Origin of the sequence: Alloalcanivorax profundimaris (assembly GCF_015265435.1) — a bacterium.
Classification (GTDB): Bacteria; Pseudomonadota; Gammaproteobacteria; order Pseudomonadales; family Alcanivoracaceae; genus Alloalcanivorax; species Alloalcanivorax profundimaris.
In genome coordinates this window covers 1-25,192 of the sequence record NZ_JABJWH010000022.1, presented here as the reverse complement: position 1 = coordinate 25,192, position 25,192 = coordinate 1, and the positions used below count along the sequence as shown (strand labels likewise).

30 protein-coding genes are annotated in these 25,192 nt (G+C 55.4%); 22 read left to right on the top strand and 8 right to left on the bottom strand.

Translation table 11 applies throughout. The annotated features are described in order from the left end of the window. From HMJ39_RS18945 to HMJ39_RS13535, 6 genes are all read left to right on the top strand, one after another. On the top strand, nt 1-529 hold a 529-nt coding region (locus tag HMJ39_RS18945; protein ID WP_228462363.1), incomplete at its 5' end, for a transposase. Between the two features lie 29 nt (nt 530-558). After that, nucleotides 559-1,128, top strand: coding sequence for a TetR/AcrR family transcriptional regulator (locus tag HMJ39_RS19175; RefSeq protein WP_323370906.1), 570 nt, complete (start codon nt 559-561; stop codon nt 1,126-1,128). Nucleotides 1,129-1,409: 281 nt separating this feature from the next. Further along, nucleotides 1,410-2,060, top strand: coding sequence for a hypothetical protein (locus HMJ39_RS13550; protein WP_194297730.1), 651 nt, complete (start codon nt 1,410-1,412; stop codon nt 2,058-2,060). A gap of 106 nt (nt 2,061-2,166) precedes the next feature. After that, nucleotides 2,167-2,778, top strand: coding sequence for a hypothetical protein (locus HMJ39_RS13545; RefSeq protein WP_194297729.1), 612 nt, complete (start codon nt 2,167-2,169; stop codon nt 2,776-2,778). 75 nt (nt 2,779-2,853) lie between these two features. Next, nucleotides 2,854-3,516, top strand: coding sequence for a hypothetical protein (locus tag HMJ39_RS13540; RefSeq protein ID WP_194297728.1), 663 nt, complete (start codon nt 2,854-2,856; stop codon nt 3,514-3,516). Between the two features lie 111 nt (nt 3,517-3,627). Beyond that, nucleotides 3,628-4,389, top strand: coding sequence for a hypothetical protein (locus tag HMJ39_RS13535; RefSeq protein WP_194297727.1), 762 nt, complete (start codon nt 3,628-3,630; stop codon nt 4,387-4,389). Between the two features lie 214 nt (nt 4,390-4,603). Here HMJ39_RS13535 and HMJ39_RS13530 read toward each other — a convergent pair whose 3' ends face one another. Then, on the bottom strand, nt 4,604-6,022 hold the full coding sequence (locus tag HMJ39_RS13530; RefSeq protein WP_228462361.1) for a Fic family protein: 1,419 nt from the start codon (nt 6,020-6,022) through the stop codon (nt 4,604-4,606). A gap of 217 nt (nt 6,023-6,239) precedes the next feature. On the opposite strand from HMJ39_RS13530, the gene HMJ39_RS13525 reads away from it, so the two are divergent. The 5 genes from HMJ39_RS13525 (at nt 6,240) to HMJ39_RS13505 (ending at nt 9,908) form a co-directional block, all read left to right on the top strand. Beyond that, nucleotides 6,240-6,605 (top strand): helix-turn-helix domain-containing protein, encoded by a 366-nt coding sequence (locus tag HMJ39_RS13525; RefSeq protein WP_323370904.1) that lies wholly within the window; start codon nt 6,240-6,242, stop codon nt 6,603-6,605. Between the two features lie 111 nt (nt 6,606-6,716). Further along, nucleotides 6,717-6,971 carry a type II toxin-antitoxin system ParD family antitoxin gene (locus HMJ39_RS13520; protein ID WP_194297726.1) on the top strand — a complete coding sequence of 85 codons (255 nt, stop codon included), beginning with the start codon at nt 6,717-6,719 and terminating at the stop codon, nt 6,969-6,971. Next, complete coding sequence (locus HMJ39_RS13515) at nt 6,971-7,216, top strand: type II toxin-antitoxin system RelE/ParE family toxin (protein ID WP_323370903.1); 246 nt, start codon at nt 6,971-6,973, stop codon at nt 7,214-7,216. Before HMJ39_RS13520 ends, HMJ39_RS13515 begins: the two co-directional genes overlap by 1 nt. 118 nt (nt 7,217-7,334) lie before the next feature. Further along, nucleotides 7,335-7,913 (top strand): TetR/AcrR family transcriptional regulator, encoded by a 579-nt coding sequence (locus HMJ39_RS13510; protein WP_228462360.1) that lies wholly within the window; start codon nt 7,335-7,337, stop codon nt 7,911-7,913. Between the two features lie 300 nt (nt 7,914-8,213). Beyond that, the gene (locus HMJ39_RS13505; protein WP_194297725.1) at nt 8,214-9,908 is read left to right on the top strand and encodes an ATP-dependent nuclease; all 1,695 of its coding nucleotides are present in this window, start codon (nt 8,214-8,216) and stop codon (nt 9,906-9,908) included. A gap of 343 nt (nt 9,909-10,251) precedes the next feature. On the opposite strand, the gene HMJ39_RS13500 is transcribed toward HMJ39_RS13505, so the two are convergent. Beyond that, entirely contained in the window at nt 10,252-11,139 is an 888-nt protein-coding gene (locus tag HMJ39_RS13500; RefSeq protein ID WP_194297724.1) for an ImmA/IrrE family metallo-endopeptidase, read from the bottom strand. Between the two features lie 2 nt (nt 11,140-11,141). Beyond that, on the bottom strand, nt 11,142-11,468 hold the full coding sequence (locus tag HMJ39_RS13495) for a helix-turn-helix domain-containing protein (RefSeq protein ID WP_194297723.1): 327 nt from the start codon (nt 11,466-11,468) through the stop codon (nt 11,142-11,144). A 151-nt stretch (nt 11,469-11,619) separates the two neighbouring features. On the opposite strand from HMJ39_RS13495, the gene HMJ39_RS13490 reads away from it, so the two are divergent. The 8 genes from HMJ39_RS13490 to HMJ39_RS13465 all read left to right on the top strand — a co-directional run bounded on the left by HMJ39_RS13490 (nt 11,620) and on the right by HMJ39_RS13465 (nt 18,593). Next, the gene (locus HMJ39_RS13490) at nt 11,620-12,726 is read left to right on the top strand and encodes an E2/UBC family protein (protein ID WP_194297722.1); all 1,107 of its coding nucleotides are present in this window, start codon (nt 11,620-11,622) and stop codon (nt 12,724-12,726) included. Beyond that, nucleotides 12,723-14,117, top strand: a complete 1,395-nt coding sequence (locus tag HMJ39_RS13485; RefSeq protein ID WP_194297721.1) for a ThiF family adenylyltransferase — start codon at nt 12,723-12,725, stop codon at nt 14,115-14,117. Before HMJ39_RS13490 ends, HMJ39_RS13485 begins: the two co-directional genes overlap by 4 nt. After that, nucleotides 14,114-14,470: a DUF6527 family protein gene (locus HMJ39_RS19215; RefSeq protein ID WP_407645830.1), complete on the top strand. Its 357-nt coding sequence runs from the start codon at nt 14,114-14,116 to the stop codon at nt 14,468-14,470. The genes HMJ39_RS13485 and HMJ39_RS19215 overlap by 4 nt, the downstream gene beginning before the upstream one ends. Nucleotides 14,471-15,174: 704 nt before the next feature. After that, nucleotides 15,175-15,417: a TetR/AcrR family transcriptional regulator gene (locus HMJ39_RS18930; protein ID WP_228462359.1), complete on the top strand. Its 243-nt coding sequence runs from the start codon at nt 15,175-15,177 to the stop codon at nt 15,415-15,417. Nucleotides 15,418-15,422: 5 nt separating this feature from the next. After that, nucleotides 15,423-15,704 carry a hypothetical protein gene (locus HMJ39_RS18925; protein WP_228462358.1) on the top strand — a complete coding sequence of 94 codons (282 nt, stop codon included), beginning with the start codon at nt 15,423-15,425 and terminating at the stop codon, nt 15,702-15,704. A 305-nt stretch (nt 15,705-16,009) separates the two neighbouring features. Then, entirely contained in the window at nt 16,010-16,468 is a 459-nt protein-coding gene (locus HMJ39_RS13475) for a J domain-containing protein (RefSeq protein WP_194297720.1), read from the top strand. A gap of 88 nt (nt 16,469-16,556) precedes the next feature. Further along, nucleotides 16,557-17,168, top strand: coding sequence for a hypothetical protein (locus tag HMJ39_RS13470; protein WP_194297719.1), 612 nt, complete (start codon nt 16,557-16,559; stop codon nt 17,166-17,168). 174 nt (nt 17,169-17,342) lie between these two features. Next, on the top strand, nt 17,343-18,593 hold the full coding sequence (locus HMJ39_RS13465) for a phospholipase D family protein (protein WP_194297718.1): 1,251 nt from the start codon (nt 17,343-17,345) through the stop codon (nt 18,591-18,593). On the opposite strand, the gene HMJ39_RS18920 is transcribed toward HMJ39_RS13465, so the two are convergent. The 3 genes from HMJ39_RS18920 to HMJ39_RS13455 all read right to left on the bottom strand — a co-directional run bounded on the left by HMJ39_RS18920 (nt 18,590) and on the right by HMJ39_RS13455 (nt 21,246). Further along, complete coding sequence (locus HMJ39_RS18920; RefSeq protein WP_228462357.1) at nt 18,590-19,426, bottom strand: DNA adenine methylase; 837 nt, start codon at nt 19,424-19,426, stop codon at nt 18,590-18,592. The two genes, HMJ39_RS13465 and HMJ39_RS18920, sit on opposite strands and share 4 nt — an antisense overlap. Next, complete coding sequence (locus HMJ39_RS13460; protein WP_194297717.1) at nt 19,426-20,670, bottom strand: type II toxin-antitoxin system RelB/DinJ family antitoxin; 1,245 nt, start codon at nt 20,668-20,670, stop codon at nt 19,426-19,428. The genes HMJ39_RS18920 and HMJ39_RS13460 overlap by 1 nt, the downstream gene beginning before the upstream one ends. Before the next feature lie 432 nt (nt 20,671-21,102). Beyond that, entirely contained in the window at nt 21,103-21,246 is a 144-nt protein-coding gene (locus tag HMJ39_RS13455; RefSeq protein ID WP_194297716.1) for a hypothetical protein, read from the bottom strand. A 110-nt stretch (nt 21,247-21,356) separates the two neighbouring features. Between HMJ39_RS13455 and HMJ39_RS13450 the strand changes: the two genes are divergently transcribed. Together HMJ39_RS13450 and lldD are read left to right on the top strand one after the other, a co-directional pair. Then, on the top strand, nt 21,357-21,587 hold the full coding sequence (locus HMJ39_RS13450; protein WP_194297715.1) for a helix-turn-helix domain-containing protein: 231 nt from the start codon (nt 21,357-21,359) through the stop codon (nt 21,585-21,587). A gap of 65 nt (nt 21,588-21,652) precedes the next feature. After that, nucleotides 21,653-22,795 (top strand): FMN-dependent L-lactate dehydrogenase LldD, encoded by a 1,143-nt coding sequence (gene lldD, locus HMJ39_RS13445; protein ID WP_194297714.1) that lies wholly within the window; start codon nt 21,653-21,655, stop codon nt 22,793-22,795. A gap of 19 nt (nt 22,796-22,814) precedes the next feature. On the opposite strand, the gene HMJ39_RS13440 is transcribed toward lldD, so the two are convergent. Both HMJ39_RS13440 and HMJ39_RS13435 read right to left on the bottom strand, forming a co-directional pair. Beyond that, the gene (locus HMJ39_RS13440; RefSeq protein ID WP_194297713.1) at nt 22,815-24,077 is read right to left on the bottom strand and encodes a type II toxin-antitoxin system HipA family toxin; all 1,263 of its coding nucleotides are present in this window, start codon (nt 24,075-24,077) and stop codon (nt 22,815-22,817) included. Next, nucleotides 24,067-24,432, bottom strand: coding sequence for a helix-turn-helix domain-containing protein (locus tag HMJ39_RS13435; protein WP_133490402.1), 366 nt, complete (start codon nt 24,430-24,432; stop codon nt 24,067-24,069). Before HMJ39_RS13435 ends, HMJ39_RS13440 begins: the two co-directional genes overlap by 11 nt. Before the next feature lie 335 nt (nt 24,433-24,767). On the opposite strand from HMJ39_RS13435, the gene HMJ39_RS13430 reads away from it, so the two are divergent. Then, nucleotides 24,768-25,109: a Fic/DOC family N-terminal domain-containing protein gene (locus HMJ39_RS13430; RefSeq protein ID WP_228462356.1), complete on the top strand. Its 342-nt coding sequence runs from the start codon at nt 24,768-24,770 to the stop codon at nt 25,107-25,109. The last annotated feature ends 83 nt before the right edge of the window (nt 25,110-25,192 follow it).

Sequence of the window (25,192 nt, the reverse complement as noted above, 5' to 3'; positions counted from 1 at the left end):
CCGGGTGGTCTACGACCTGTTCCATGTGATCGCCAAGTTCGGCCGTGAGGTGATCGACCGGGTTCGGGTGGATCAGGCCAACCAGCTGCGCCACGACAAGCCCGCGCGGCGCGCCGTGAAGCGCTCACGCTGGCTGTTGCTGCGTAATCCGGAGAACCTGAAGGGAGAGCAGGCCGGCGAACTGAAGGCCTTGCTGGATCTAAATCAGCCGCTGATGACCGTGTATCTGATGAAGGCCCAGCTCAAGGAGCTCTGGTACGCACGCACCGAACGGGCCGCCCGCTGGCGCTGGACACGATGGTTCAACATGGCCCAGGCCAGTGGCCTGGCCCCATTGATCCGCTTCGCCCGCCTGCTCAAGCCCTATGCCGAGGGCATCATCGCCAGTGCGGTGTACCGCCTCAACACCAGCGTCCTGGAGGGTATGAACAACCGCATCAAGGTCATCAAGCGTATGGCCTATGGCTACCGGGACAGCGACTACTTCTTCCTCAAGATCAAAGCCGCCTTTCCCGGGAATCCGCGATGAACCAAAAGAAAGCCCGCACCCGGTGACAACTGCTGGACGCCGCCCTGCGCATCTACGCCCGCGCCGGCGTCGGCGACCTCGCCCTCAACACCCTCGCCGACGAAGCCGGCGTCTCCAACGGCACCGTCTACAACGACTTCCGCTCCCGCGAACAAGTCCTCGAAGCCGTCGGCCTGGAACTCGCCGTCCAACTCTCCGAACAAATCCTCACCGTCAGCGAAGCCGTCGAAAGCGGCGCCGAACGCCTCAGCATCGCCGTGCGCACCTTCATGAACAAAGCCCGCACCGGCCCGGACTGGACCCGCGCCCTCATCACCGTGGTCCACTACGCCGAAGGCATGCGCTCCACCCTCGCCACCTACCTCCGCGCCGACCTGCAAGCCGGCCGCCGCCAAGGCGACTTCCACTACGCCCACGAAGAAATGGCCATGAGCATGGTGATCTCCGCCACCATGGGCGCCATGAACCTGCTCGTGGAAGAGGGGGAGGTGGAGCATGCCGACCGTATTGCCGCGGAGATGGTGCTGCAGGCGTTGGGGGTGCCGGCGGGGGAGGCTGGGCGGATTGCTGGGTTGGCGTTGCCGGGGGAGGGTAGTTAGCTGGACTTGTCCCGGCATGGGTGGCTGATCTGCGATTTGTCTAATGTAGCTAATTAGTGAGGGCTTACTTAAAAGGCTGTCGGCGCTTGGACGTTGGCGGCTTTTTTTTGCTTTTTGGGGACAAAGTATTGGCTGAGATGTCAGGAAGATGGCGGCTTGAAGCGTTTGTCAGAGGTTGCATTTTCTGGTTCTATTTTGTGTCAGAGAGATCAAAAGAAATGAGATGGGGCTGGTATGTTCATCCGATATCCTAGCTGGCGTCCTAATGGCTGTCGTGCATCATGAAGTGTCACCGGGAACTTGTAGTTTCCTCAAAGTATTTTGATGCCGAGGGGATTGCTCGGGAGATTGAGCAATTTGGAGTCGAAGCTGATGCTTGGCTGTTTCCTCCAGAAGAAAGTGCTAAATATCAAGAAATATGTGGTGATCCTTCGTGCTGTATTGTCTCTCTACGTGGTGCGAGGCCCTTCGCTGCCGTGCATTTCACAAAGAAGCGAGACAACGCTTTGTATGTGGCAAACATTATTCCGCTACAGAAACCGGCCTTGAGTTTGGAGGAGTATAACGAGGTGGTGGCGAATTCCGCCAAGCTGATCAGAGCGAGCGGAAGAGAAAAGGGCGCGCACCTCTCTGTAAGGCTATCGAAACAGGATGTGGCCCTTGCGGACGTAATACCGGGCCGTCTATGCAAACGTAGATTTGAGGTTTTTCTATCAATGCACCCTCGCAGTTATCATCCGTTGGATATTCGGCGTCTAGACGAATTTACATGTTCTATCTCCAGCCTCAAGCGAAAGTTCTTTGATCTTGACGCGTTCGAACACTTGTTAGTTGAAGAGCTGAAATGGTCCGGCAGGGATGCCAACTGGTGCCGAACACGCGTTGAGATAGGGCTGGATGTCCTAGAGGCTAAGAAAAGCTACTGGCGTTGATCAAATGGCGTAAAACAATCAATTTCACTCTGTCGGCCTCGCCGCCGCATCGAGGCAGAATGGCCGCCGGTGAATTAGGGGGTTATACGTTTCAAGAGGTGCACCGATGGATAGCATTGGGATTCTCGCTTATGGCTCTCTAATCGAAGAGCCGGGTAAGGAAATTGAGCCGCTCATTTGCGAACGGAAAGAAGGGTTCAAAACCCCATTCTCTATAGAGTTTGCTCGGTCGAGCTCTACGCGGGATGGCGCGCCCACCGTCGTTCCTGTTAAAAGTGGTGGGTGCCGCGTTAATGCCACCATCCTTGTATTGGAGGCTGGTGTTGATTTGAAGAAGGCGCAAGATCTTTTGTGGCGGAGAGAGACAAGAAACGAATGTACCGGCAGGCATTACATGCCACCATCTAAGCTAAATTCTAACAGAATGGTGGTGGAAAATCTGGATAATTTTGCGGGCCTCGACGTTGTGGTGTACACAAAGCTTGGAGCCAATATCATAGATTTAAATGCTGAGAAGTTGGCTGGCCTCGCTATAAAAAGCGCGAAGGCTAAAGCCGGACGGACCAGGAAGGATGGTATCAGCTATCTTCTCTCGGTAAAAAGGCAAGGCATCTCAACGCCTTTGATGCAGGCTTATGAAAGCGAAATCCTACGACAGACTGGTACGTCAAGCCTTGAAGATTCGCTATTGCGGTGTCTTGAAGAAACCTATAATTAGCTGCTCTGGTTGACCGTTGATCCACTGCGCAGGTTTGCGTCGGCTGAGTGCTGGCTTTATGCCTAAAAGGAACGTATGCAATCTATTTATGAATTGATACAGGAAAATCCTGAGTTTTATGCGTGGGTCTTTGGGGGCGTTAACCTGCTGTGGTTGCTGTTCTCCTACTTTAACAAGCAAAGACATGAAAGAGATCTAAAACAATTGGAACAGGATCTTCGGTATAAGGCAGATAGGCGGCTAAAAATATTCGACTTAAAGGCCTCGGAGTATGCCAAATACGTCACGGACTTGGATAGTTTCGGCAAGAAAAATCAAATAGAAATGCCGGAGCGTTTGCAGCCAATATTTGATGAATATCTTCAAAATTATCTTATGGCTACAGAGTCTGGTGATGAAGATAGAGAAAGACAGGTTATAGGTTGGTTTGGCTCTCAAGTTTCTGCGTTAATGAATGAGGGTCTGAAAGACGTTTTAAAGCTCAAGAGTGAGTCCAATCGATTGAAGCTAATAGCAACAAATGAAATGCTTCAAACATTTGATAAGCTGGAACAGCTGACTCAAGAGTCGATGGATTGCACTAATGAATATATGAAAAACTTCACGGAAATAGTTTTAAATCAACAACATGAAAGAACGGAAGCTTTTCAAGAAAAAGCTGCTAAGCTAGCCGCTCAAATACAAGATCAATCAAGAGCTTTATTGGACCAAATGAGAAGTGAGCTCAGTGATATATAGGCATACCAAGTAGTACCAGCCAGCCAGTTCTTTTCATGGCTTTTTGCTGACCGCTACGCTATTACATAACATCCCGCGAGCTGTCGATAAACTCAGCGTCAGGGGTTTCGAGTGCTGTCTTTCCCGTTAATGAGTGATCTGCCTCATAGTATAAGCACCTTTGGCTGGAGTTGGGAGCGGTTGACGTTATCTGGGCCGTCGAAAAACTTTTGGCTGGGCACGGACCGCGAAGGAAATCGATGGCTGACGAAACTAAGAGGACCATTTTACGCCTACCGAGAGATTGTCTTCGCCAGACTCGCGCAGGCGATGAATTGGTCCTGCCAGTCTTCGGTATTTTTGAATCTCGATCCGGTAAGCGCATCAGTTCTGGGAGTGAAGCCCGATATAACGCATGCTGCACATTGGTTTATGCCTGAGCATAAGGGGCAGCCCTGTTCAGGAGGTTGTGCTTTCAAATCCCTTTTTGACAAAGAAATACGCACAGTCGATGATCTTGCCGGCTCACAGATCGAGCACCTGCTGGACTGGCCAAAAAGCGAATTTGCTGCTTTTCTGTTTGGTGCAAACGAGCCGCCCGGTCGGCTGTTCACTACTGCACACGAGTTCGTGATTATTGACTCGGAGCAAATGTTTTCATCTGGACCTTGCGACTTGGAAACGGCATCTTGGTGCAATGCTCCAAATGGCGAACCCTCGCAAAGCGGCAGAATGTTGGCCGCGCAAGTTTGTGCCGATCTTTTGTCCTTATCTGAGCGAGATATTAAGGCTGCTTTATTCATTCCGAAAGGGATTGAGGTTCGGGAAAATTGGCCAATTGCGTCAATCATAAAGGCGAGTCGCGAGTTCGCTGCTTCATTCGATGGCTTGTAGCTTCACGGCTTACGCTGCGTTGTAGCTTGGCTGGAGGGTAGGCCATCGAAATCATTCAGCGGACGCGATTGGGCCGCCTGATGTGCTCAGTGGCGAAGGCCTGTGCGTCTTCCTGTGAGGGAATGGCTACTCCTCGAGACTGCCCGGCACGGGCCGGACGCGCCGTGACCGGTGGGTGACGCCGCCGAGCGCGAGATACGGGTGTCGATGATACTCACGAATTCGCAAACCAAACTTCTTGCCAAGCTGAAAATTGCGAGGGTTTGATCCGGTAGCGCGCAAAGTTGCCAGTGTGCAAGCTCAGCACTTCATTTTCGGCCACTTCCCTGAACCGCTGCCGGTCTTCCTGCGGAATATGCTGTTCCGCCCATTGAACAATGCGGTTGAACGCGGCTTTCTTGCCCTGGCGCTCCAGCACAATATTCTGGACGACTTCCTGCAATGCCGAACGATACTTTAGCCGGAAAGGGTCGGGTTCGCCGAGGGATTGTCTGACGGCGGTATAATGCGCCGCCGACCGCTCATAAGCCCAAATGAAAACGTCCTTGAGCAGGTCGATCCGGTTCAGTTCATACACGCCGAGCATCGCTTCGGTATAGATATCAGCGGGCACCTCCGTGAAGGAGAGCGGAATCAGGTTGCCTTTGATGAACGGTATATTCGCAGCCAGCCGGGAAACGCGCTTGTTCACGTCATCGAACGGCTGCAGATACGGCAATTGAACCATGATAAAAAACGCCTGCTCGAAGGGATCGTCGATGGCGCCGGCCGTCGCCAGGATCTGATCAAAATAGTCTTCAATCAGTTGTGGCACTTCGAGGGGATGAAACACGGACTTCTCGATGCCAACCGCGATTCGGCGCAAGCGGCCGGTTGCTTCCGGGTCGGTCAACAGGTTGTTGGCCAGCAAGGCATGAAGGTTCAGGATCGTATAGCGGTTGAAGCCGATCTCCTCCGCCGAGCCCACCAGAAATTCGATGGCGTCCTTGTGGTTCAGGATCATTTGCGACTCGACGTGCGCCTTACCCGCCGTCTCTTCCCCGAAGGCGATCAGCCGTTTCGTATCAAGGAGAGAGTAGGTGTTCCCCTCCAAGCGGCTGGAGTTCCACGAAAGATCGATCAGCAGGCGGTTCAGAATCTGTTTTGCATAGGTGCCCGCCGGCCGGGGCCCCGAGGGCGGCGTGCCGATTTCCCGAAGATGCGCGCGCTCGGCGGGTGCAAGGTACGCCGTGTGGTTGGGCCGGTACTGGTCAAGGAAGCTGTGTTGATACCCCGCCGGTTTGCGTGACCGAAGCGGTTTGCGCAAGGCGTTTTGGATCTCGGCGGCCTGGCGGGAGATGGGGATGGTGCCTACCGCTTCCTCGTGGGAGGGTTTCCGAACGCTGCTGCTCGTCCTGCGCTCGGTATCCGCAGGCAGGTATCGGACCCACCGCTTTTCCCCGGTCTTGATGAGCCGGCCCGCATCCACCAGGTGTTTTAAACGGTACTGGAGCGTGCGCCGGGGCAACGATTGCTCCAGAGCGTCCAGGATGGCTTGAAGGCCGACACCCTCAGGGTGGGCGTAGACCACCGCCTCAATGTCCTGTAGCTCTTTTTCGGGTATAGATTTCGCCATGGTTGGTATGTTGCGCATTGAGGATTATGCGCAAGTAAAGCACGCCTATACGCAGCTATCAATGCTATGCGCAGTTAATGTTGCGCATAGGCTTAAGGGTCGTTCTAAGACTTGGTTTTATGCTAATAAGTACTCAAATATGATATTTGGGTGAACTTTGGTACTCATATATAAAGTGTAGACGATGACCTCAGCCCGCAAAGGCTCCAACAACCCGACCGCGATGCCGCCGCCCGTGGCGCGCGCACTGCGCCAGCTCGGCCATGACCTGTCGGTGGCCCGCCGTACGCGCCGCTGGACGCAGCAGGACCTGGCCCAGCGGATGGACACCTCGGTGAGCACGGTCCGGCGCATGGAAGACGGCAATCCCGGCACCGCCTTGCACACCTTCCTGCGCGCCCTGCATGTGCTCGGCCGCCTTGAGGACATGGTCAGGATCATGGCGCTGGACCAGGACGCCCTGGGCCTGGCGTTGACGCAGCAGCAGTTGCCTCAACGGGTGCGGTCAGCCGGTGGCAAGAAAACAAAGGCGAGACCATTCGGAGCACCGGCGGAAGACGGTCAGGCCACCCCCGATGATGACGAGCTCACAGGCTTTTGAGGGTGCCTGAACAAGCACCCTGCCTGCCGCCGCCGGCTGGAAGACGGAATTGATCCGGCGCAAAGGCTTGGTATGACCTTGTCATACTGTTTGGGCCCTGGAGTACCCACTATGAGCATGCACCGGAAAACCATCATCCTCACCGAACAACAGAACGGCTGGGTAAAGAGCCGGATCGAAAGTGGCCAGTTCGACAATGACAGTGAATATATCCGCCATCTCATCCGGCAGGACCAGCAAGCCCAGGAACGGCTTGCCACGCTCAGGCAGGCCCTGGTTGAGGGTGAAGCAAGCGGCGAGGCCAAGCCAGTCGATATGGCGGCGATCAAGGCGGCTGGCCGCAAGCGGATGAAGGCGCCGGAGTAGTGCGCACGCTGAGCCTGACGCCAAAGGCGGAATCCGACCTCATCGACATCTGGGGGTATACCTGCGAAGAGTGGGGCGCGGATCAGGCCGATGACTACCTTGATCAGCTGGAGGCGGGCATGAGGCCGCTACTTCAGCACCCCTTGCCCGGGACCGACTACGCCCATGTTCTTCCCGGGCATCGTCGATTGCAGGTTGAGCATCACGCGGTGTTCTGTCGAGTGCTGGAGGCGGGGGGGGGCTAGTGGTTCGTGTAGTGCATGAGTACCTGGATGTACCGGAAGGGCTTCTGGGTTAAACAAGTACGTGTTCCCCGGCGTCGCGAATGGTTCTCGGCCCCAGCCATGCACGTCTCTGTGGGCCATGCAGCCGACACAACGGCTGAACGCCGTCCCGCGCACCCACGCTCACGCCGGCGTCGGCGGCCTGGCCCCCAACACCCTGGCCGAAGAAGCCGGCGTCTCCAACGGCACCGTCTACAATTACTTCCGCTCCCGCGAAGAAGTCCTCGAAGCCGTCGGCCTGGAACTCGCCGTCCAACTCTCCGAACAAATCCTCACCGTCAGCGAAGCCGTCGAAAGCGGCGCCGAACGCCTCAGCATCGCCGTGCGCACCTTCATGAACAAAGCCCGCACCGACCCCGACTGGACCCGCGCCCTCATCACCGTGGTTCGCTACGCCGAAGGCATGCGCTCCACCCTCGCCACCTACCTTCGCGCCGACCTGCAAGCCGGCCGCCGGCAAGGCGACTTCCACTACGCCCACGAAGAAATGGCCATGAGCATGGTGATCTCCGCCACCCTGGGCGCCATGAACCTGCTGGTGGAAGAGGGCGAGGTGGAACACGCCGACCGTATTGCCGCGGAGATGGTGCTGCAGGCGTTGGGGGTGCCGCCGGGGGAGGCTAAGCGGATTGCTGGGTTGCCTTTGCCGGGGGAATAGCTAGGCATACTGCGGCGTGGGTGGTTGATCCGCGATTATCTAATGTAGCTAATTAGTAAGGGCTTACTTAAAAGGCTGTCGGCGCGTGGGCGTTGGCGGCCTTTGCTGTTTTGAGAAGAGAGGATTGGCCGAGATGCCGGGAAGGGGGTGGTCTGAAGCGTTTGTCAGTGGGTGGCTTTTCTGGTTTTATTTTCTGTCAGGGGAAATCAGGAAAAGAGATATGACGCAGGCGCGTTCATTGGATATTCGTGCCGGCGTCCTAATACCTGTTATGCTCAAAAAAATCATGGAGATGCAAAATTGCTGAGCAGCATAAAAATCGAGAGATTTAAAAATATAGAAGATCTCGAATTGGCATTAGAAGGTATCAACTTACTAATAGGATCCAACAATGCTGGAAAGAGTAGTATTCAGCAGGCAATACAGTTTTCTATATCAATAGCCCAATCAACAGGCCAACAAAATTCTCGCTGGACTGGAGATAGGTGTCCTTCTTCACTGTCAAGCGATCTTCTTATTTACTCTCCGCTTCGAGATATCGAGGCACTCGCGCCCGGCGGTCATTTACAAACGAAACTCGAACATGCAATGAAAGTTACTTTCAATGAAGTTTCGAGTTGCAGCATCACAATCAGGAAAGGTAAGAATAGGAATGTGGCAACGGCTATCGAGGGAAAAGCACTTGGGGAAAAGTTGCAGGATATTGAAAACCCTTACTCTGTTATTGTGCCTGGGTTAGCTGGCATACCCTCTGTAGAGGAATACAGGCCGCCATCTATAGTGAGAAAGGCAGCTGCAAAAGGGGATTCCAATAGCGTATTTAGGAATATTCTTCTGCTTCTAACTAAGGACGAAAGCTCCTGGTCACAATTCATTGCAAAGTTTCAAGGTGTATTTCCTGACTACGACATCGAAGTCAGCTTTGATCCCAATGTCGATGAATACATCGACGTAAAAGTCATTAATAATGGAATATCACTGCCAATAGATTCAAGTGGGACCGGTATATTGCAGGCGATTCAGATACTAGCTTATTACTACCTATATAGGCCACAGCTTCTTATACTTGACGAACCAGACTCACATCTTCACCCAAATAACCAAAGAGTTTTGGCAAAATTGCTGATTGATGTACAGAAAGAAACTTGCTGTCAGTTGGTGATTTCAACACACTCAAGACATTTCTTCGAAGCAATAAAAGGAGATGCAAAGGTTCATTGGGTAAACAATTGTAGCCTTGTTGAAGACTCTGATGACTTGGAGCGAAGCGTACTCCTCGAGATTGGTGCATTAGATAAAGGGGATCAGCTTCGAAACGGGGAGGTGCCGTGTATTCTATTAACCGAAGATACAGATCCTCGGTATATTGAATTACTAGCAGAAGCATCAGGCTTTGTCCCTGAGGAATTTGAGATTTGGTCATACGAAGGCTGTTCTAATATAAATACTGCTCTGGCAATCAATGCATTCATTGCCGAGCATGCGCCCGGCACAAATGTTGTTGTACACAGGGATAGAGATTATATGTCCGACGAAGAGGTTCAAGCCTATAAAGCGAAGCTGGAGCCTATCGGAATTAAAGTATTTGTGACAGCGGGTAATGATGCCGAGACCTACCTTGTGAATACTGATCACGTATCTGAGCTTTACCCTCATGTGCCGCAACAAAGAGTTGATCAATTAATAGAGGAGGTTTTAGAGGAGCGTCGCGACGCCATACTCAAGAAATATATAAACACTATTCATAATCGTAAGCTCCAAGCCTATTACAAAGGCGGTGATAAGCCTGATCCAGGGACCATAGCGTTAAATTGCACTCAAAACTACGATCATAACAGACGTGCATATATGCATGGGAAAATCGTAGAGGGTGCTCTACGGGCTAAGCTTCAAGCTGAAGTTGGTGGGAATATTGATCTTTGCAGAATGTCTGATCATATTTTGTGTGAGGACCTTCAGGCATTTGCGAATGAAATCTGGCCTGATCAGGCGTAACCAGTGAATCAAGCGGGCCGTGTAGTTCCCCCGCTTTAGTGGACACCTTCTCCTAGCAAGTGGACTGCCCCCAGAACAGTGGGCCCTTGCGCTTTTTAGCTGAGAAGGGGCGATAGGAGTTCATATCTGCATGCTTATGCTGATACGGCATCCATATATGAATGCTTATGTTGTCCTGTATCTTTGTTTTATGCCGCGATAGTGTTCAAATATGATTCTTGGGTAGCATTTTCTTTCCCTGAAGGATGCTCGAGTAGGCCATAAGCCTACGATGAACGAGATTGGGGGTGCGCGCGGATTTGCCTATTGATAATATGATGCCTCCGTGCCTGAATGTGATTGCTTATCTTCGGTAGTGGAGAGACTGATCCACTGGAGTAAGTAAGTCCTCCTCTTGCAGTTCCCATCGCGGCATGGCATCAGGTAGCAGTAGCATCCCGAGTGTGTAGGGGTAGTCCCCTTCAACGGCTAGTGCGTGCTCAATGAGAGTCATTTCGGCCGGTTCTCGGTGGAACCACAGGTTGGCCTTCACTTTCGAACTCTTCGGGCCGGAAGCAGCATCTATCTGATTAAGGATGGATGTTTTTGGCACCTCGATAGTCAGCTTCTTAGAAGCAAGGTACACGCCAGATTTATAAGCGGCCGTGTTCGAACGCGCCCACAGTACATACCCGTCGCGAGCAGCGAGAACGACGGCGCGTTTGGCGGCAATTTCGGTCCACTTCAGGGCCGCTGCCATCAGGGATACCCCATATCGGTCCGCGCAATGTCGAAGCATCTGAATGGACGGCGGCTGCCCAGCGACCTGGCGACGGAAATCGTCCAAGGGCATGAGCAGGAAAGACGCGAAGACATTGGCTTCAGTCTCGATCTCCCACTCGTCCCAATCGTGCATCTCCTCCGTCGAGCATCGAAAACGATCCCGTAGTTCACGATGCAAGACGTAATGCCCTAGTTCGTGAGCCAAGGTGAATCGCACACGTCCCGGAGACTGGATCCGACTGTTATAGCCAATCTTCCACTTCTTGCCGCTAGGGTGGCGACCTAACAGGCCTTCCACGCCGTCGATGTCAAAAGTGTCAATCTGTGTGATCGGCGCGTCTTTATAGCGCTGCCGGCTCAGTTCAAAAGCGAGGTTCTCGACATTAACAGGAAATCGTTCGGGCTCTGGAAGCACCTGGAGCAGCCGGGAAAGTCTGTTGGCTTCCGCCATTGGTTGCTTGCGATCCATCCTCAGTCCTCGTCTTCCCACATGTCTAAGAACTTCTGGACCTTATCTTTTCGCTTCGAATCAAGCTTCTTGTAGCGACGGAAGAACGCTTCGTCCAGCACACTTGCCTCTGGTTCCACCTCGGGCGACTCATCCAAGATAAACTCCGTCGTCACCCCGAGTGCCGCTGCAATCTTGATGAGTTTGTCGGCCGACGGATTGGCCTTATCGCGATTTTCCAGCTCCCACAAATACCCCTTGCTCGAGCCAGTGGCTATCGCCAGATCCTCCAAGCTCATCTCTAACTGGATTCGGCGGGCGCGGATCTTGTCACCGAGTGGTGAGGGCATGAAAGGGCTCCTACTTCTAAAGGGTGGGGACATTGATGGTACTATATAACGAACAAAAAAATAACTGTTGACAAAACGAAAGGGCATAGGTCACAGTTCTCTAAAGCGTTCGGTATTCAGATACGATCGCATACACATTTGGAGAATTACTATGAGTACCTTTAACAGCGAACAGGCTCCTGCCGACTCTTCTTCCCATCACCACCGGACCATCCAAGTGAACAACGAGCTGGTGCGGATCGCTGACCATACGCCGACGGGTCGGCAGGTGCTGGCGGCTGCCAGCTTGCGTCCCGAAATGGAATATGCCTTGCTACTCTGGCCGTCGATAGGCCCAACCCAGGAGGTCGGGCTGGAGGAGGTGATCCCTCTGCCGGAGGACGGGCCGCCTCTGGAGTTCCTGGCCATCCGGGCCGATGGGGTCTCCTACTTCGTTCTTGATGATGACCGCTATGCGTGGGCCGGTCCGCTGGACGTTGAAACCATTCGCCGGATCGGCCGGGTACCCCCCAACAGCCAGATCTGGTTGGAGCAGCGGGATGAACCCGACCTATTGCTGCAATCGGGACAGGCAGTGGATCTCGGCGGTAGCGGGGTCGAGCGCCTCTACACGCGTGTGCAGACGTGGCGGTTAGACGTCCAAGGCGAACCGACAGAATGGGATCGCCCTGACGTAGGCGTCCGGGAGGCCCTGGTCAAGGCCGGCATCGATTTGACCAAAACATGGATGATCGTCTTGAAGGTCAAAGGCCAGGAGCCGCGGCCGGTTGGCCTGGAGGACGTCATTGATCTAAACACGCCCGGAATCGAGCGGCTGTGGCTGCGCCCGCAGCAAGTCGACAATGGTGATGGATCGGTTCTTCGCCGCGAGTTCGCCCTGCTGCCAAAGGACGAGGCGTTTCTGGCGGCAGTCGGGTATCACTGGGAAACATTCACAGACAACGGCCGGCGTTGGTTGGTCATCGACGATTATCCCTTGCCGGACGGTTACAACGTTTCCGGTTGCCGTCTGGCCTTGGAGCTCCCGCGGACCTATCCGGCCGCACAGATTGATATGTTCTATTGCGATCCACCGCTGGAGCTCCATAGCGGTGCGGCTCCGGACCGGACTACGGTGCGCCAGGCCATTGCTGGCGTGTCCTTCCAGCGCTGGTCCCGTCACCGTAACAGCAGCAACCAGTGGTCCTCGGCGCGGGACAACGTGTCCACTCATCTTGGTCTGGTTGACGAGGCGCTGGGCCGTGAGGTGGGAGCATGATTCGGCCCCGTACGCTGATAGTTCCAGGCACCGTTCACCGGCGCCTGGAACGGCATTTATTTCCCGGTGACGGAAAGGAGGCAGCGGCGGTTCTGCTGTGCTCTCGATTGGAAAGCGACGGGTTGAAACTGCTCGTGCGCGACATCCTGCTCGTCGCTCATGAGCAATGCGTGCGCTCTGCGGCGTCCCTCACTTGGCCGGGCGATTATCTTGATCATGCGCTGGCTGCGGCAGAGACGGAAGATTTGTCGATTCTGCTACTGCATTCGCACCCCATGGGCCTCTACGGGTTCTCCCAGGTGGATGATCGATCCGACCAGGAGGTTGTGCGGTCGTTGATTGCCGGCGGCTCTGTTGAGCGCTTGCATGAATCGTGGCACGGGAGCGCTATTATGGTGCCCGGTGGCGCCATCAAAGCGCGTGTCTATGACCGCACAATGCGTCCCCATGCGATTGATCTTGTTGCGGCTTACGGAGACGATCTGAACTTCTATTGGGGAGACGATGGTGAGCCGCAACCACGTCCGATGGCCTTCGGTGAAGCGATGAAGGAAGAGTTGCATCGACTCAGCATCGCGGTGATTGGCGTGTCCGGCACCGGCAGCATCGTGGCTGAGCAAGTTCTGCGCATGGGGGCGGGAGAAGTGATCGTTGTGGATTTCGATCACATCGAAGACAAGAACTTGAATCGTATTCTGAATTCCACGCAGGCTGATGCTGCTGCGAAAGCGCTAAAAGTGGACGTCTTCAAGGCGGCTGCGGCCAGGATCAGCCCACAAACACGAGTCCGCGCCATTCCGTTGGACGTAAGCAAGCGCGAGGCGATCGAAGCCGCTGCCCAGGCCGACATCGTATTCAGCTGCGTGGATGGGCTGGAGGCGCGCCATATCTGTGACCGACTGGCTAGTGCGATGCTCCAGCCCTTGTTCGACGTTGGGGTCACCATTCCGGTGAGAACACCCTCCCGTGGAATGGTGATCGCCAACATCAGCGGCCGCATCGATTACATTCAGCCGGGTGGTACGACGTTGGCGGATCGTGGCATTTATACACCTGAGTTGCTGGAAGCGGAATACCTTCGACGGACCGATCCCGTAGCGTATGCGGCGCGCGTCCAGGAAGGGTACATGCCAGGTGCCGGGCAGGAGGCGCCCGCCGTCATCTGCGTCAACATGCACGCGGCGAGTGCCGTTGTGCTGGAGTTCGTGGCTCGGGCTTATCCTTACCGATTGGATCACAACGGTGCTTTCGCGCACAATGATTTCGACTTGGCGGCCGAGGAGCGAAGCTGGGCGACGGATAGCGAGTTTCCGTCCGATCCCACGGGCTTGCTCGGTGCCGGATTACGTAGCCCCTTGCTTGGCCTGCCGGGCTTGGAAGATTGCCTATGATTGCATGGCTGCAAGACGTACTAGAACGACTAGCTGCTTGGTGGCGCGGCGATCTTCGGGTATTTCACGCGGAAGGAGACACCCTGCCGCCGGAAATTCCGCACAAGCGCTTAATCCACATGATCGAGGACGGTGTCAGTTGGTCAGTAGGTTTCACATGCCCTTGCGGATGTGGCGATGTAATTGAGCTGCTGCTATTACGGGCTGTGGAACCACACTGGTCCTTGTCGGTCGATCGGTTTGGCCGTCCGACACTGCACCCTTCGGTCTGGAAAAAGACCGGTTGCAAATCACACTTCTGGCTCAGAAGTGGCCGCATAGTGTGGGCGGAGCCACGGCCTGGACGCACCTGACGTCTTTGCGAAGACAGGAAGCGGTGTTCGGATTATACGCTTGAGCAAGCTTCCCACAGAAAGCTCGGCCTACCGATCAAGCGCGATTACGTTGCCCGTATGGAAAACGCCTACACCGCGCTAGTGTCCAGGACGGCTTGAAGGCAGACATTCTCAGGGTGGGCGGAGACCACCGCCTCAATGTCCTTTAGTGCCTTTTCGGGTGTGGGATTCGCCATGATCGGGAATGTTGCGGATTGGGATCTATGCGCAATTAAAGTACGTCTATGCGCAGCTAATGTTGCGCATAGGCTCAAGGCAAGCGGTCGTCGGCGTGCGGTCAGGATTCGCTGTTCTATACCGTGTACCCGGTCTCCGGCGTCCAAGCACCCACGGGTCGTGTTTTCCGAGCCCAGGAAGACACAGCGCGGCTCGCCTCGGACGATCGGGTCATCGGCCGTGTGCAGGCGAAATCGCGCCAGCAGGGTCGCGACCTCCCGCGTTTAACGACGGTCGATTTTCTCTCCTGGGTAGGCGACGAAGCTCGTGTCGGAACGCTGCGTCAGTTTGATCCTTAGAGCGGGACCTGCCTGCAACCGGCGGCATGCCTACCGGCCTATCCCGCCGCTGTTAGAACGGGATAAGGTGCTGCACGCCGCCCGGGCGCTGAAAGAAGGCGGGGAAAGCGCGGAAAACCTGCAATATTGCTAGGCCAAGGCCGCTCTTTGAGCGACCTCGCCCTCAACACCCTCGCTGACGAAGCCGGCGTCTCCAACGGCACCCTCTACAAGGACTTCCGCTCCCGCGAACAAGTCCTCGAAGCCGTCGGCCTGGAACTGGCCGTCCAACTCTCCGAACAGATTCTCACCGTCAGCGAAGCCGTCGAAAGCGGCGCCGAACGCCTCAGCATCGCCGTGCGCACCTTCATGAACAAAGCCCGCACCGACCCCACTGGACCCGCGCCCTGATCACCGTGGTCCGCTACGCCGAAGGCATGCGCTCCACCCTCGCCACCTACCTTCGCGACGACCTGCAAGCCGGCCGCCGCCAAGGCGACTTCCACTACACCCACGAAGAAATGGCCATGAGCATGATCATCTCCGCCACCCTGGGCGCCATGAACCTGCTCGTGGAAGACGGCGAAGTGGAGCACGCCGACCGCATTACCGCGGAGATGGTGCTGCAGGCGCTGGGGGTGCCGGCGGGGGAGGCTGAGGGGATTGCTGGGTTGCCGTTGCCGGGGGAGGATGGGTAGACGCTCTTTCCGCAACGCGGGTGGCTGACCTGTAATTTATCTGGTTTGGCTAATTAGTAAGGGCTTACTTAAAAGGCCGTTGGCGCTTGGGGGTTGGCGGCCTTTTGGTTTTTTGGGGGAAGCGAATTGGCCGAGATGCCTGGGAGATAGCGGTTTGAAGCGTTTGTCAGTGGATGGATTTTCTGGTTTTATTTTGCGTCTGAGGGAATCAAGAGAAGAGATGCGACGTTGGTGCGTTCATTGGATATTCGAGCTGGGGTCCTAATTCCTGTTAGGCTTGTTAGCGCACAATCTAGGAGCGACGCATGTATTACCATTACGTTGTACTAAAGAAGGGTGAAGAATATCTGGCTGTTCTCACGAATCCGAATACCCAATGGGAATTGGGGCACTACTATGACCAAGGCTACGCATTTTGCATGGATGTTCCCGCATTCAATGCTAGTAGTGCCGTTGAGGTAGTGAAGCAAAATGAAAAATCTGAAATTGTCAGATTGCAGGCACAGTTAAAGTCGCTTCAACACGATTATAAAAAACTCATGCAAGAGAATCAGTCCTTGCGTTTCGGTGATAGGTATGGGCAAGCTTCCTCGATAAATGCGATCAATCCACTTGAGGTTCTTGGGTTCACTTCCGCCCCTGACCAAAAGGACCTGAAGTTACGATACAAGCAGCTATCACTAAAACTCCATCCAGACAAAGGTGGTAGCAACTTCTTGATGCGGCTTCTAAATGATGCATATGCGCAACTTAAAAAAGCCTAACAACCGTAGGCGCGGCGACGGCTTTTTCGTTGCGGCTTCGCCTTCACTACAAAGCCGCGCGTGCTACGGGCGTTAGGGGCCTATCAAGATGATTCTCACCGATGCGCAAGCAAAGGCCATCCTCGACGACAAGAAAAAGTGGCCTGGCAGGACGAATACCTGGCCGATTCCGGGGTATCAAGGCTATTGGTTGAAAGCATGCCCGAGCCCCGGTCCTATGCCTTACATTCATCCTGCTGGTGCAAATGCCTTACGCACCAACCCTGACGGCATGTACATCTATGTCCACAGAGCGAGCAATTTTGCTGACATCATCGCAATAGAGGTTTGTTGCAGCCACCAGAACTTCAACGACAAGAGGTCTCGTTACACACCGACGGCCGGCAACGTAAACGTAACGCTTCCCGCAGGTCGGTTGGGTTCGCACATCACAGTCCAAAAAGGTAGGAAGAAAAAGATCTGGGAGGCATCTGGCTGGTTTGACTGTAAGCCATTGGGAAATCGTCAGTTGACTATACGTCACCTCAGAGCGCTGTTTGTGCTAACGGATCAGGACTACACGAATTTTGCGGGCAATCACCTACCTGCTGGGCATGAGTATTTCTGTAAACACCGGCATTTAGGCCAGATTAACCATCAAGAGATGCAGACTTTTATTAAAGGCATGGCGCTTATGAGGCATTTCCGTGTTCGCCCCTAATAAGGCAATCAAATTTTTTCTGGCCTTTGGCATCTCCGGACGCTCTAGTCGGACGCAGTTTATTGCTGCCGTTATGCGTAAGGGAGAGTTCATGTCAGACTGGCAAGCAAGCGACGGAGTTTCGGTGGGTGTGGCGTTTACCTTGGATCTTATCAACCTTCAAAGGGGTGCTTAATGGAGCTGATGAATCAGCCTTTTAGCGGACAGCTTGGGAATCGTTTAATCGAGCTGCTCAATTCACCTGACTATCATACTCTTAATATCGTAGTGGCATTCGCGAAGAACAGCGGCGTTCTTAGGATCAAAGATGCACTCGAAAATTTCAGAGGGCGAGGTGGTATCGTAAATGCCTACGTGGGCGTCGATCTTGGTGGGACCTCCTACGAGGCTCTTACCGCTCTGTTGCTTCATACCGACTCCTTGAATGTGATCCACTCTGAAAATGATCAGACATTTCATTCAAAGATTTATCAGTTCATAGGGAATAAAGCGGGGCTGATAGTTGTTGGCTCAAACAATATGACCGCTGGAGGACTGTGGACAAATTTTGAAAGTTCAGTGCTTACCCCAGTAGAAAATTCGAGTACTGAATTTGGTCCGATATTAAAAGAGGTGGGCAATTACATTGAGTCGCTCTCATCACTTGAAGACTCACTCATGCAGGTAGGGGCGCAAGACGATATAGATAAGCTTCTCGAAAACGGCTATGTCTTTAAGGAGGTCGCTCAGCAAATAAGACTAGCGAAAGCTGTGGCACAGGATGGAAGCCAGCCGCGTCTATTTGGTAATGGTGCTCCAGCACATTTGCCTTACGTTGAAACGCAGAAAACGGCGAAGGTTGTGACTTCGGTTTCCGAGGCTCCGGAGAGCTTTGACTCGGCCTTTCTAAAAGATGAAGGTCATACTATTTGGTTTGAAACAAAAAGCATGACTGGTGGATCGAGAAACATTTTGGATTTATCAAAGAAGTCCTTGGTAGAGCTCGGTGATCCCAAGGGCACGCCTTTTGATCTTGGTGACCCAAAGTTCATGCGCGGTGGGGTGGAGTTTTTTGGGCTAGATCCTGCGGCTACTGATCAGAAAAAGAACATAACCCTTAACTTCGAAGGGGTTGATTATTTTGGCAACGAAATTCTTTATCCTGATGGAGACAATGCCAATGGCACATGGAGGCTTCAAATTAAGGGGGCGAGCTCTTCCGAACGGAAGATCACTGAGGCTTTTAGAGCTAAAGGTGAGGATTTCCTATTGGTTAAGAAGGTGATTGCCTTCACCAAGATTAATGATGATTACTATTCTTTGTCTGTGTTTCCGGAGTCTGAGCTGGAAAATTTCAAGGTGACCTCGTATATATTGGCCTGGAACGGTTCTACAAGAACGGCCAGACAGCTTGGGCTTATATTTCAGAAGATTGATAACCTTTAAAAGCGATTTAACCATTCTTGGTGCTTCCCTTTCCGGATCCCGCTAATTCCACCCTTCGCTCCTCCGAATGTGAGCATAGTGGCACTAGCATTCAGAGGACTTCCTTCGGAAACGAACAGTGGGACATCATTTTCTTCTTGGAAGCGGTTTATGAATGATTTGATGTCAAAATTATACGCATATCGAGTCGTGTTCTGATACGGCGGGTCGACGTATACAACCGCATCGCTGGGAAGGGGGGTGCTAAGGACTGTCATGATATCCACGTTGAGACAAGTCACACCTTTCATTCCATTCACCAGGGCTTCGATTCGGCGACGTAGCTCGGTTGGAGAGGGTTGCATTGGGTTGGCTGGGCTGCGACGTATGCTAGTGGCGGTTGGCTCCCAGTAATCTCGAAAGCAAGCATTGGCCCAATGCTCTCCGTTGCGCCAAATTTGCTTTCCTCCAAAGGAGCAGGCTTGAAGCAGTGGATACAGTTCTACTTCATGGTCTCCTACGGGGAGCATCGATAGTGATGACATATGGGCCTTAAAGTCCCGCTTATCAGCCGGCAGTTCCGACAAAAACTTATCAAACGCGCTCATGTTGAACTTGCCAGAGCCAATGGCAGACCAAAAGGCCCCCCAAGAGCTTATATCGAGCATCCAAATACGAGATGGGTCTACGCCTCTATTGACTAGCTCGATAGACACAGCGGCCGATCCGCAGCATAGGTCATAAAATCGCGAGTTTGAACCTGGGGCTGCCTCGAGAAGACGGTCAGCGATCTGAGCTGCCACGCGCTGCTTGCCACCCTGATATGAACAGGGAACGCGCATTTGATAGCTCATCAGGACGCCTTTCGGATCAGGATTCTTGCATAAACACGCCGACCGTTGATAATGCCAACGCCTCCTCTATCCTCAGAATGAGGGCGGTACCCTACCTCTGCAAGGGTGTCGGAGGGTACGTTTGTGCGAGCATTGCCATTAGCAAGCATAACGATCTCAAACTGATCCGGACTATATTTGTCGAGGAACGTGATCGGCACCCCCATGATCCCATCATAGTCAATGGGAATATTCTGGGTACGCCCAACCTCGATGGCATCGTAGTTTTCGTAACGTGGATACTCATCCGGATTATAGCAGCGAGTCAATGATAAAGGTTCGTGTCGCCTTATGGTGTCCAAGTTGGTGAACCAGCGGACGCCCTTCACCTGAATGAAACGCCGCCCATTTTTATCGATTCCGCAACCGGTGGCGTTTAGCGGATAGCTATCAGGCACGTAAAATTTGCGATCCCCTGAGCGGATAGATTCTCCATACCAGACTTTGTCGTCACGAAAGAGAGGGAAGACTTCCCTGTATGTGGCGGCGTTCATGTTCCCCAGGATAATAAAGTTCTTTTCGTGACGGTCCAGCAGACTGATGTACTCGCGGAAGAGGCTAAATGGTGGATTGGTGGCCACTATGTCGGCTTCTTTAAGCAAAGCTTCACACTCGTCTGAACGGAAGTCGCCGTCGCCAGTGAGGTGCACTAGGGAGTTGCCTGGCATAGCAAACAAGGATTCTAGATCCAGAGAGCCATCTGGCCTTACCAAAGTCTCTTCAGGCACTTCGGTCACTACCGCCTTGTAGGCGCCAGTCCCTCCCTCTAATGGGTATTCCAGTCCTGCTATCGGAGAGCCCGCGTAGCAGGTGGATGTAACCCCTGCCAGCCCGATTTCATTGAAGTGGAGCACAAAAAATCGGAAGAAAGCGGACTCAAAGGGGTCATCGCAGTTGCAAAGTATGGTCTTTCCCCTTAATTGCTCTCGATGCTTCACCATTTCGCTGGCGACGTCTTCGTACTGAGTATAAAACTCGTCTTTTTTGACGATGAAAGCATGATTAAGGGTTGCATTTCCGTATTTAAGGCGTGGTTTCGAGGTCTCTATCTTCATATCAAATGGCATAGTGCCCTCACGAACTACCGCTTTGAGAAAGGAATTAATTGCGGCGGACATGCTAATGCCGATCTCGTCGAGCACCTCGCAGGCGCGCTTCTTGACGTCTTGGTCGATGCGTACTGTCGTTGTGGGCTTGGTCGACATGCTCTCACCCCTTCTCCTCTTTTTATGAAATACAATGTAGCACATTTCTGGCGGAATACAATGTAGCACGCCATACGGATGACAGCTTCTACGTTTCTTTGTCCGAGTCGACCGGAGGCAGATTCAGCAGGCAACGTGGCGTTTGTCGGATGGCGTTGATCGGCCATGAAGGGTGGCTGTTTGTAGCGCGCTAGGATGAGCCACGACCTGGGTTTGGGCATGATCGCTGCTCCATAGCAATGAGAGCAATTGCGTCAAGCCCTGCCCTGCGCATAGGGAGCAATTTTCAAGATCTGACCTACACCCGCAGCTCCTGGCAGGGTAAAGCATGGCGATGCCATGCAAGCGATTAGCATATGTTTGGCCGATGCCCAATACAAAAACGAATGTCGTGTCGTGCCGTGAGCGTTTGCCCAGCCCTAGCCTTCACTGCTAGCGACTCAGCAAAGCAGATTTGATCGCCTCCGCTCCCTTCCGATAACACACCACCGCAAGCAGTTCAGAATCAACCCAAACGCCCCAGTAGCGGCTCCCGCGATAGTGCCCGATCTCAATGTTCGGCTTGCGCTGCTTCATGATTCCCTCCATGAGTTTCGATGATACGCAAAGTCATCATAGGGCATGACGACTGCATGTGCTACGTATAGTGTGTAGATTTATAGTCATCCATAAGAACAATTTGAAATATGATTACTCACATTAATGACGCACAGAAAAAGCTGGGTTCCGTGATCCGGAAGCGGAGGCGGGCCGCCGGTATTTCTCAGGAAGTCTTTGCTACCGAGGTCGGTATTCATCGCACCTACATTGGCGCGGTGGAGCGGGGCGAGCGCAATGTCTCCCTGGCGAACATCCTGCGTATCGCCAGGGCGTTGAACGTCTCCGCCGCCCAATTGTTCAATGAGGCTGGCCTTTAGTTCGTACGGAGTTCAAAGACTTCTTCTCCAAGTTCCCCAGGTCGCCACACCACCAGGAGACAACCATGATCATCTCCTCCACCCACGATTACCGCCTCGCCGCCCAACGCCGCCTGCCGCCGTTCCTGTTCCACTACATCGACGGGGGCGCGTACGACGAGCACACCCTGGCGCGCAATGTGGCGGATCTGCGCGATCTGGCGTTGCGGCAGCGGGTGTTGAAGGAGGTGGGGGAGGTGGATCTGTCGGCGCGGCTGTTTGGGGAGGATGTGAGCCTGCCGGTGGCGCTGGCGCCGGTGGGGCTCACCGGGATGTTCGCGCGGCGGGGCGAGGTGCAGGCGGTGCGGGCGGCGGCGTCGCGGGGCGTGCCGTTTACGTTGTCGTCGGTGTCGGTGTGTCCCATCGAGGAGGTGCAGCCGGCGATGACGCGGCCGATGTGGTTTCAGCTGTATGTGCTGCGCGACCGCGGTTTCATGAAGAACGCGCTGGAGCGGGCCTGGGCGGCGGGGGTGCGGACCCTGGTGTTCACGGTGGATATGCCGGTGCCGGGGGCGCGCTATCGCGATCGGCATTCGGGGATGTCCGGGCCCTTCGCGGCCTGGCGGCGGATGCTGCAGGCGGTGACGCACCCGCGCTGGGCGTGGGACGTGGGCCTGCGCGGGCGGCCGCACGATCTGGGCAATGTGTCGGCCTATCTGGGCCACCGCATCCACCTGGAGGATTACATCGGCTGGCTGGGCGAGAACTTCGATCCGTCCATCGGCTGGCGGGATCTGGAGTGGATTCGTGAGTATTGGAAGGGCTCGATGGTGCTCAAGGGCATTCTCGACCCGGAGGACGCCCGCGAGGCGGTGCGGTTCGGCGCGGACGGCATCGTGGTTTCCAACCACGGCGGGCGCCAGCTCGATGGCGTGCTCTCCTCGGCCCGGGCCCTGCCGGCCATCGCCGACGCCGTGCGGGGTGACCTGACGATCCTGGCGGATTCCGGCGTCCGCTCCGGCCTGGACGTGGTGCGCCTGCTCGCCTTGGGCGCGGACGGCGTGCTGCTGGGCCGCGCCTTCGTCTACGCCCTCGCCGCCGCCGGCGAGCAGGGCGTGGCCCATGTGCTGGACCTGATCGCCAGCGAGATGAAGGTGGCGATGACGCTCACCGGGGCGCGGGCGGTTGGGGAGATTTCGCGGGAGAGTCTGGTGCAAGCCGGCGATTGAATTCTGGTGCCGGTGGCGCCTAATCCAAAATCGACGGCGACAAGATCGTCGCCTTCGCGAGGAACTCGATATCCCCGGCTTCCATCCCCGCCGCTGAAAACAGCGCCTTCCAGTGTTTCTCCACCACCTGCTTCATGGCGTCGACGCATTCGCCGGCTTCGTGTTCGCTCAGACCAAACCGTTCCGCCTGGCTGAGGGCGTTGTGGAGCGTGGCCGCGCGGCCCTGGTGGCCGACTGTCATGGCCAGGTCCGCGGAGTAGCCCAGCCGGGGCTGGGGGCAGATGTCGTAGCCGGGGGTGAGGTCGAGGGCGGTGCCGTCCCAGAAGCAGGCGTGGTTGCGGGCGTGGTCGTCGGTGTTGCCGATCAGGATGTTGAAGACCATGCGCCGGAACAGCTCCTGGCCGTCCCGTTCGAAGTCCCGGGCGTATTGGCGCAGCACGTCGGCCAGTTCCAGGTAGCTGGCTTCGCCGCTGCGGACGGCGTATTCGTCCAGGTCCAGCAGGGTCATGGCGCTGAGCATGTGGCGGCGGGTCGGGTGGCCGGTCGCGTCGGTGTCGCGGTCGAAGCGGCGCACCAGCAGAACGTCTTTGCCGGAGACGCCGAGAACCCGGGTGTCCGCCACGTTCAGGCCGGCTTTGGCGGCGAGCCGCATGGCGCCGCTTTCCGCGGCGATCATGTTGAGGGTGTCCCGGCTTGAGCTGAATTTGGCGACCAGCCAGGACTTGCCGCGCCGGAACAGCACCTTGGGTCGGGCGCCGCCGATGCTGGTGCCGTGGTTCAGGGCGGCGTCCAGGTCGTCATCCAGTTCCTGGCCGCGTTCCATCCGTTCCGCCGCTTCCAGGGCGTCCGCCAGCGGGCGGATCGGCTTGGTGCGCGGCGCGTAGGCGTCCGGTCGGTCGGTGGCGTCCAGGGCGCCGATACGGTCGGCGCCGGCGCCGAGCAGGTAATCAATCTCCCCGAGCTCGCCTTCGAGGCGGTAAGGGGCCTCGCCGGTGGGGTCGAGGGTTTTCGCGATTTCCCGCTGGATGATGCGCCGGCCCCAGGCGTCCGGCGCCGCGTCGCGCACGGCGCCGCTGAGCTCGTGGTCGAGGACGTAGGGCTCACCGGTGAGCTCGCCCAGGGGGCGGCCGGGGATCGAGAGTGGGATGGCATCCGGCCGGGCCAGGTAGCTTTTGCCGTAGCGGAACACGTATTCGGCGCCGTCCCAGGCCACCACGCCGCACACCACCGGTTCCGCCTGCCCCGGCGGAAAGAGCCAGAGGTAGGCGCGATCAGAAATCATTGTCGACGTCCTGCGGCCGGAACCGGCGCCGGCTGGTGGGGCGGCGCGCGCCGGCGCGGTTCTCGGCGACCCGGTAATACCCTTTTGGGGTGGGCTGGCCCGGTTCGGGCAGGGTCGCCAGCAGGGGCAGGTCAAGCAGCCACAGGGCCGCCACCACCAGGCCGACGTCGACCTTGGGGTCGCCTTTTTCCAGGGCGCTCACGTGCCGCCGGTCCACCTTGCCCAGGCGCGCGCCCAGGTCGGTCTGGGACCAGCCGCGCGCCTTGCGGGCCTCGGCGATCAGGGCGCCGGTGTCGCGCAGGGCATCGAGAATCTGGGCTTTTTGATAAACGGGAGAATCGACTGTCCGGGGCATTTTGATCACTAAACCGTACAAAGTGGCGTTAAATGTACGTTATGGCGTTCCTTGTGATTCGTCAAGGTCGCCTTTATGCCTTGTGTGCTTATCAGTGTATATAAGGCGTCATTTTGTACGTTTTAGCGATCAAAATGTAAGGGCCACCCCTAGGACTCAGGTGGCCCACAACACCGGCTTCCTCCGCCATCCGCAGGCGAGGGCTTCCCGCCTGGTATGTTAAGGCTGGCCTTTAATAAGAGAGGGCTCTCTTGCCATACTAAAGACAGCCTTTAGTATGGTGTAAATTAAACGCTATCTTAAAGGTTGGGATCATCATGGTGGAGGCAAGCCAAATGGGCAGGGCGGGGCGCTATCAACAGCAGCCTACTGGTTACCGGGCGTTCATTCCTGAACCCCTGCCGCCGGAACCCCCCATTGACCTGACCGGTGAACTCCAGCACTGGCTGTCGCAGGCGGACCGGGCTCTCGGCCGTTTGGATGGCTCCATCCAGACCCTTCCCCATCCGGATCTGTTCGTCGCCATGTACGTCCGGAAGGAGGCAGTGCTCTCCAGCCAGATCGAGGGGACCCAGAGCTCCCTGCAAGACTTGCTGGCGGCGGAGGCCAGTATCTTCGCGCCGGAGCGCCCCAAGGACGTGGATGAGGTGGTTAACTATGTCCGCGCCATGAAGTAAGGGTTCTACCCCGTTTCCACGGACGGTTTTAAAACGGCGGATAGCTTCCTGTCTTGAGCGGCCACTCTACGTCGCATTCTTGG

Excerpts from the sequence above, each read along its gene's own strand:
- HMJ39_RS13550 (WP_194297730.1), top strand. The coding sequence starts at position 1,410 with ATGAAGTGTCACCGGGAACTTGTAGTTTCCTCAAAGTATTTTGATGCC.
- HMJ39_RS13545 (WP_194297729.1), top strand. The coding sequence starts at position 2,167 with ATGGATAGCATTGGGATTCTCGCTTATGGCTCTCTAATCGAAGAGCCG.
- HMJ39_RS13540 (WP_194297728.1), top strand. The coding sequence starts at position 2,854 with ATGCAATCTATTTATGAATTGATACAGGAAAATCCTGAGTTTTATGCG.
- HMJ39_RS13530 (WP_228462361.1), bottom strand. The coding sequence starts at position 6,022 with ATGCGCAACATACCAACCATGGCGAAATCTATACCCGAAAAAGAGCTA.
- HMJ39_RS13520 (WP_194297726.1), top strand. The coding sequence starts at position 6,717 with ATGAGCATGCACCGGAAAACCATCATCCTCACCGAACAACAGAACGGC.
- HMJ39_RS13510 (WP_228462360.1), top strand. The coding sequence starts at position 7,335 with ATGCAGCCGACACAACGGCTGAACGCCGTCCCGCGCACCCACGCTCAC.
- HMJ39_RS13500 (WP_194297724.1), bottom strand. The coding sequence starts at position 11,139 with ATGGATCGCAAGCAACCAATGGCGGAAGCCAACAGACTTTCCCGGCTG.
- HMJ39_RS13495 (WP_194297723.1), bottom strand. The coding sequence starts at position 11,468 with ATGCCCTCACCACTCGGTGACAAGATCCGCGCCCGCCGAATCCAGTTA.
- HMJ39_RS13490 (WP_194297722.1), top strand. The coding sequence starts at position 11,620 with ATGAGTACCTTTAACAGCGAACAGGCTCCTGCCGACTCTTCTTCCCAT.
- HMJ39_RS13485 (WP_194297721.1), top strand. The coding sequence starts at position 12,723 with ATGATTCGGCCCCGTACGCTGATAGTTCCAGGCACCGTTCACCGGCGC.
- HMJ39_RS19215 (WP_407645830.1), top strand. The coding sequence starts at position 14,114 with ATGATTGCATGGCTGCAAGACGTACTAGAACGACTAGCTGCTTGGTGG.
- HMJ39_RS13475 (WP_194297720.1), top strand. The coding sequence starts at position 16,010 with ATGTATTACCATTACGTTGTACTAAAGAAGGGTGAAGAATATCTGGCT.
- HMJ39_RS13470 (WP_194297719.1), top strand. The coding sequence starts at position 16,557 with ATGATTCTCACCGATGCGCAAGCAAAGGCCATCCTCGACGACAAGAAA.
- HMJ39_RS13465 (WP_194297718.1), top strand. The coding sequence starts at position 17,343 with ATGGAGCTGATGAATCAGCCTTTTAGCGGACAGCTTGGGAATCGTTTA.
- HMJ39_RS18920 (WP_228462357.1), bottom strand. The coding sequence starts at position 19,426 with ATGAGCTATCAAATGCGCGTTCCCTGTTCATATCAGGGTGGCAAGCAG.
- HMJ39_RS13460 (WP_194297717.1), bottom strand. The coding sequence starts at position 20,670 with ATGTCGACCAAGCCCACAACGACAGTACGCATCGACCAAGACGTCAAG.
- HMJ39_RS13455 (WP_194297716.1), bottom strand. The coding sequence starts at position 21,246 with ATGAAGCAGCGCAAGCCGAACATTGAGATCGGGCACTATCGCGGGAGC.
- HMJ39_RS13450 (WP_194297715.1), top strand. The coding sequence starts at position 21,357 with ATGATTACTCACATTAATGACGCACAGAAAAAGCTGGGTTCCGTGATC.
- lldD (WP_194297714.1), top strand. The coding sequence starts at position 21,653 with ATGATCATCTCCTCCACCCACGATTACCGCCTCGCCGCCCAACGCCGC.
- HMJ39_RS13440 (WP_194297713.1), bottom strand. The coding sequence starts at position 24,077 with ATGATTTCTGATCGCGCCTACCTCTGGCTCTTTCCGCCGGGGCAGGCG.
- HMJ39_RS13435 (WP_133490402.1), bottom strand. The coding sequence starts at position 24,432 with ATGCCCCGGACAGTCGATTCTCCCGTTTATCAAAAAGCCCAGATTCTC.
- HMJ39_RS13430 (WP_228462356.1), top strand. The coding sequence starts at position 24,768 with ATGGGCAGGGCGGGGCGCTATCAACAGCAGCCTACTGGTTACCGGGCG.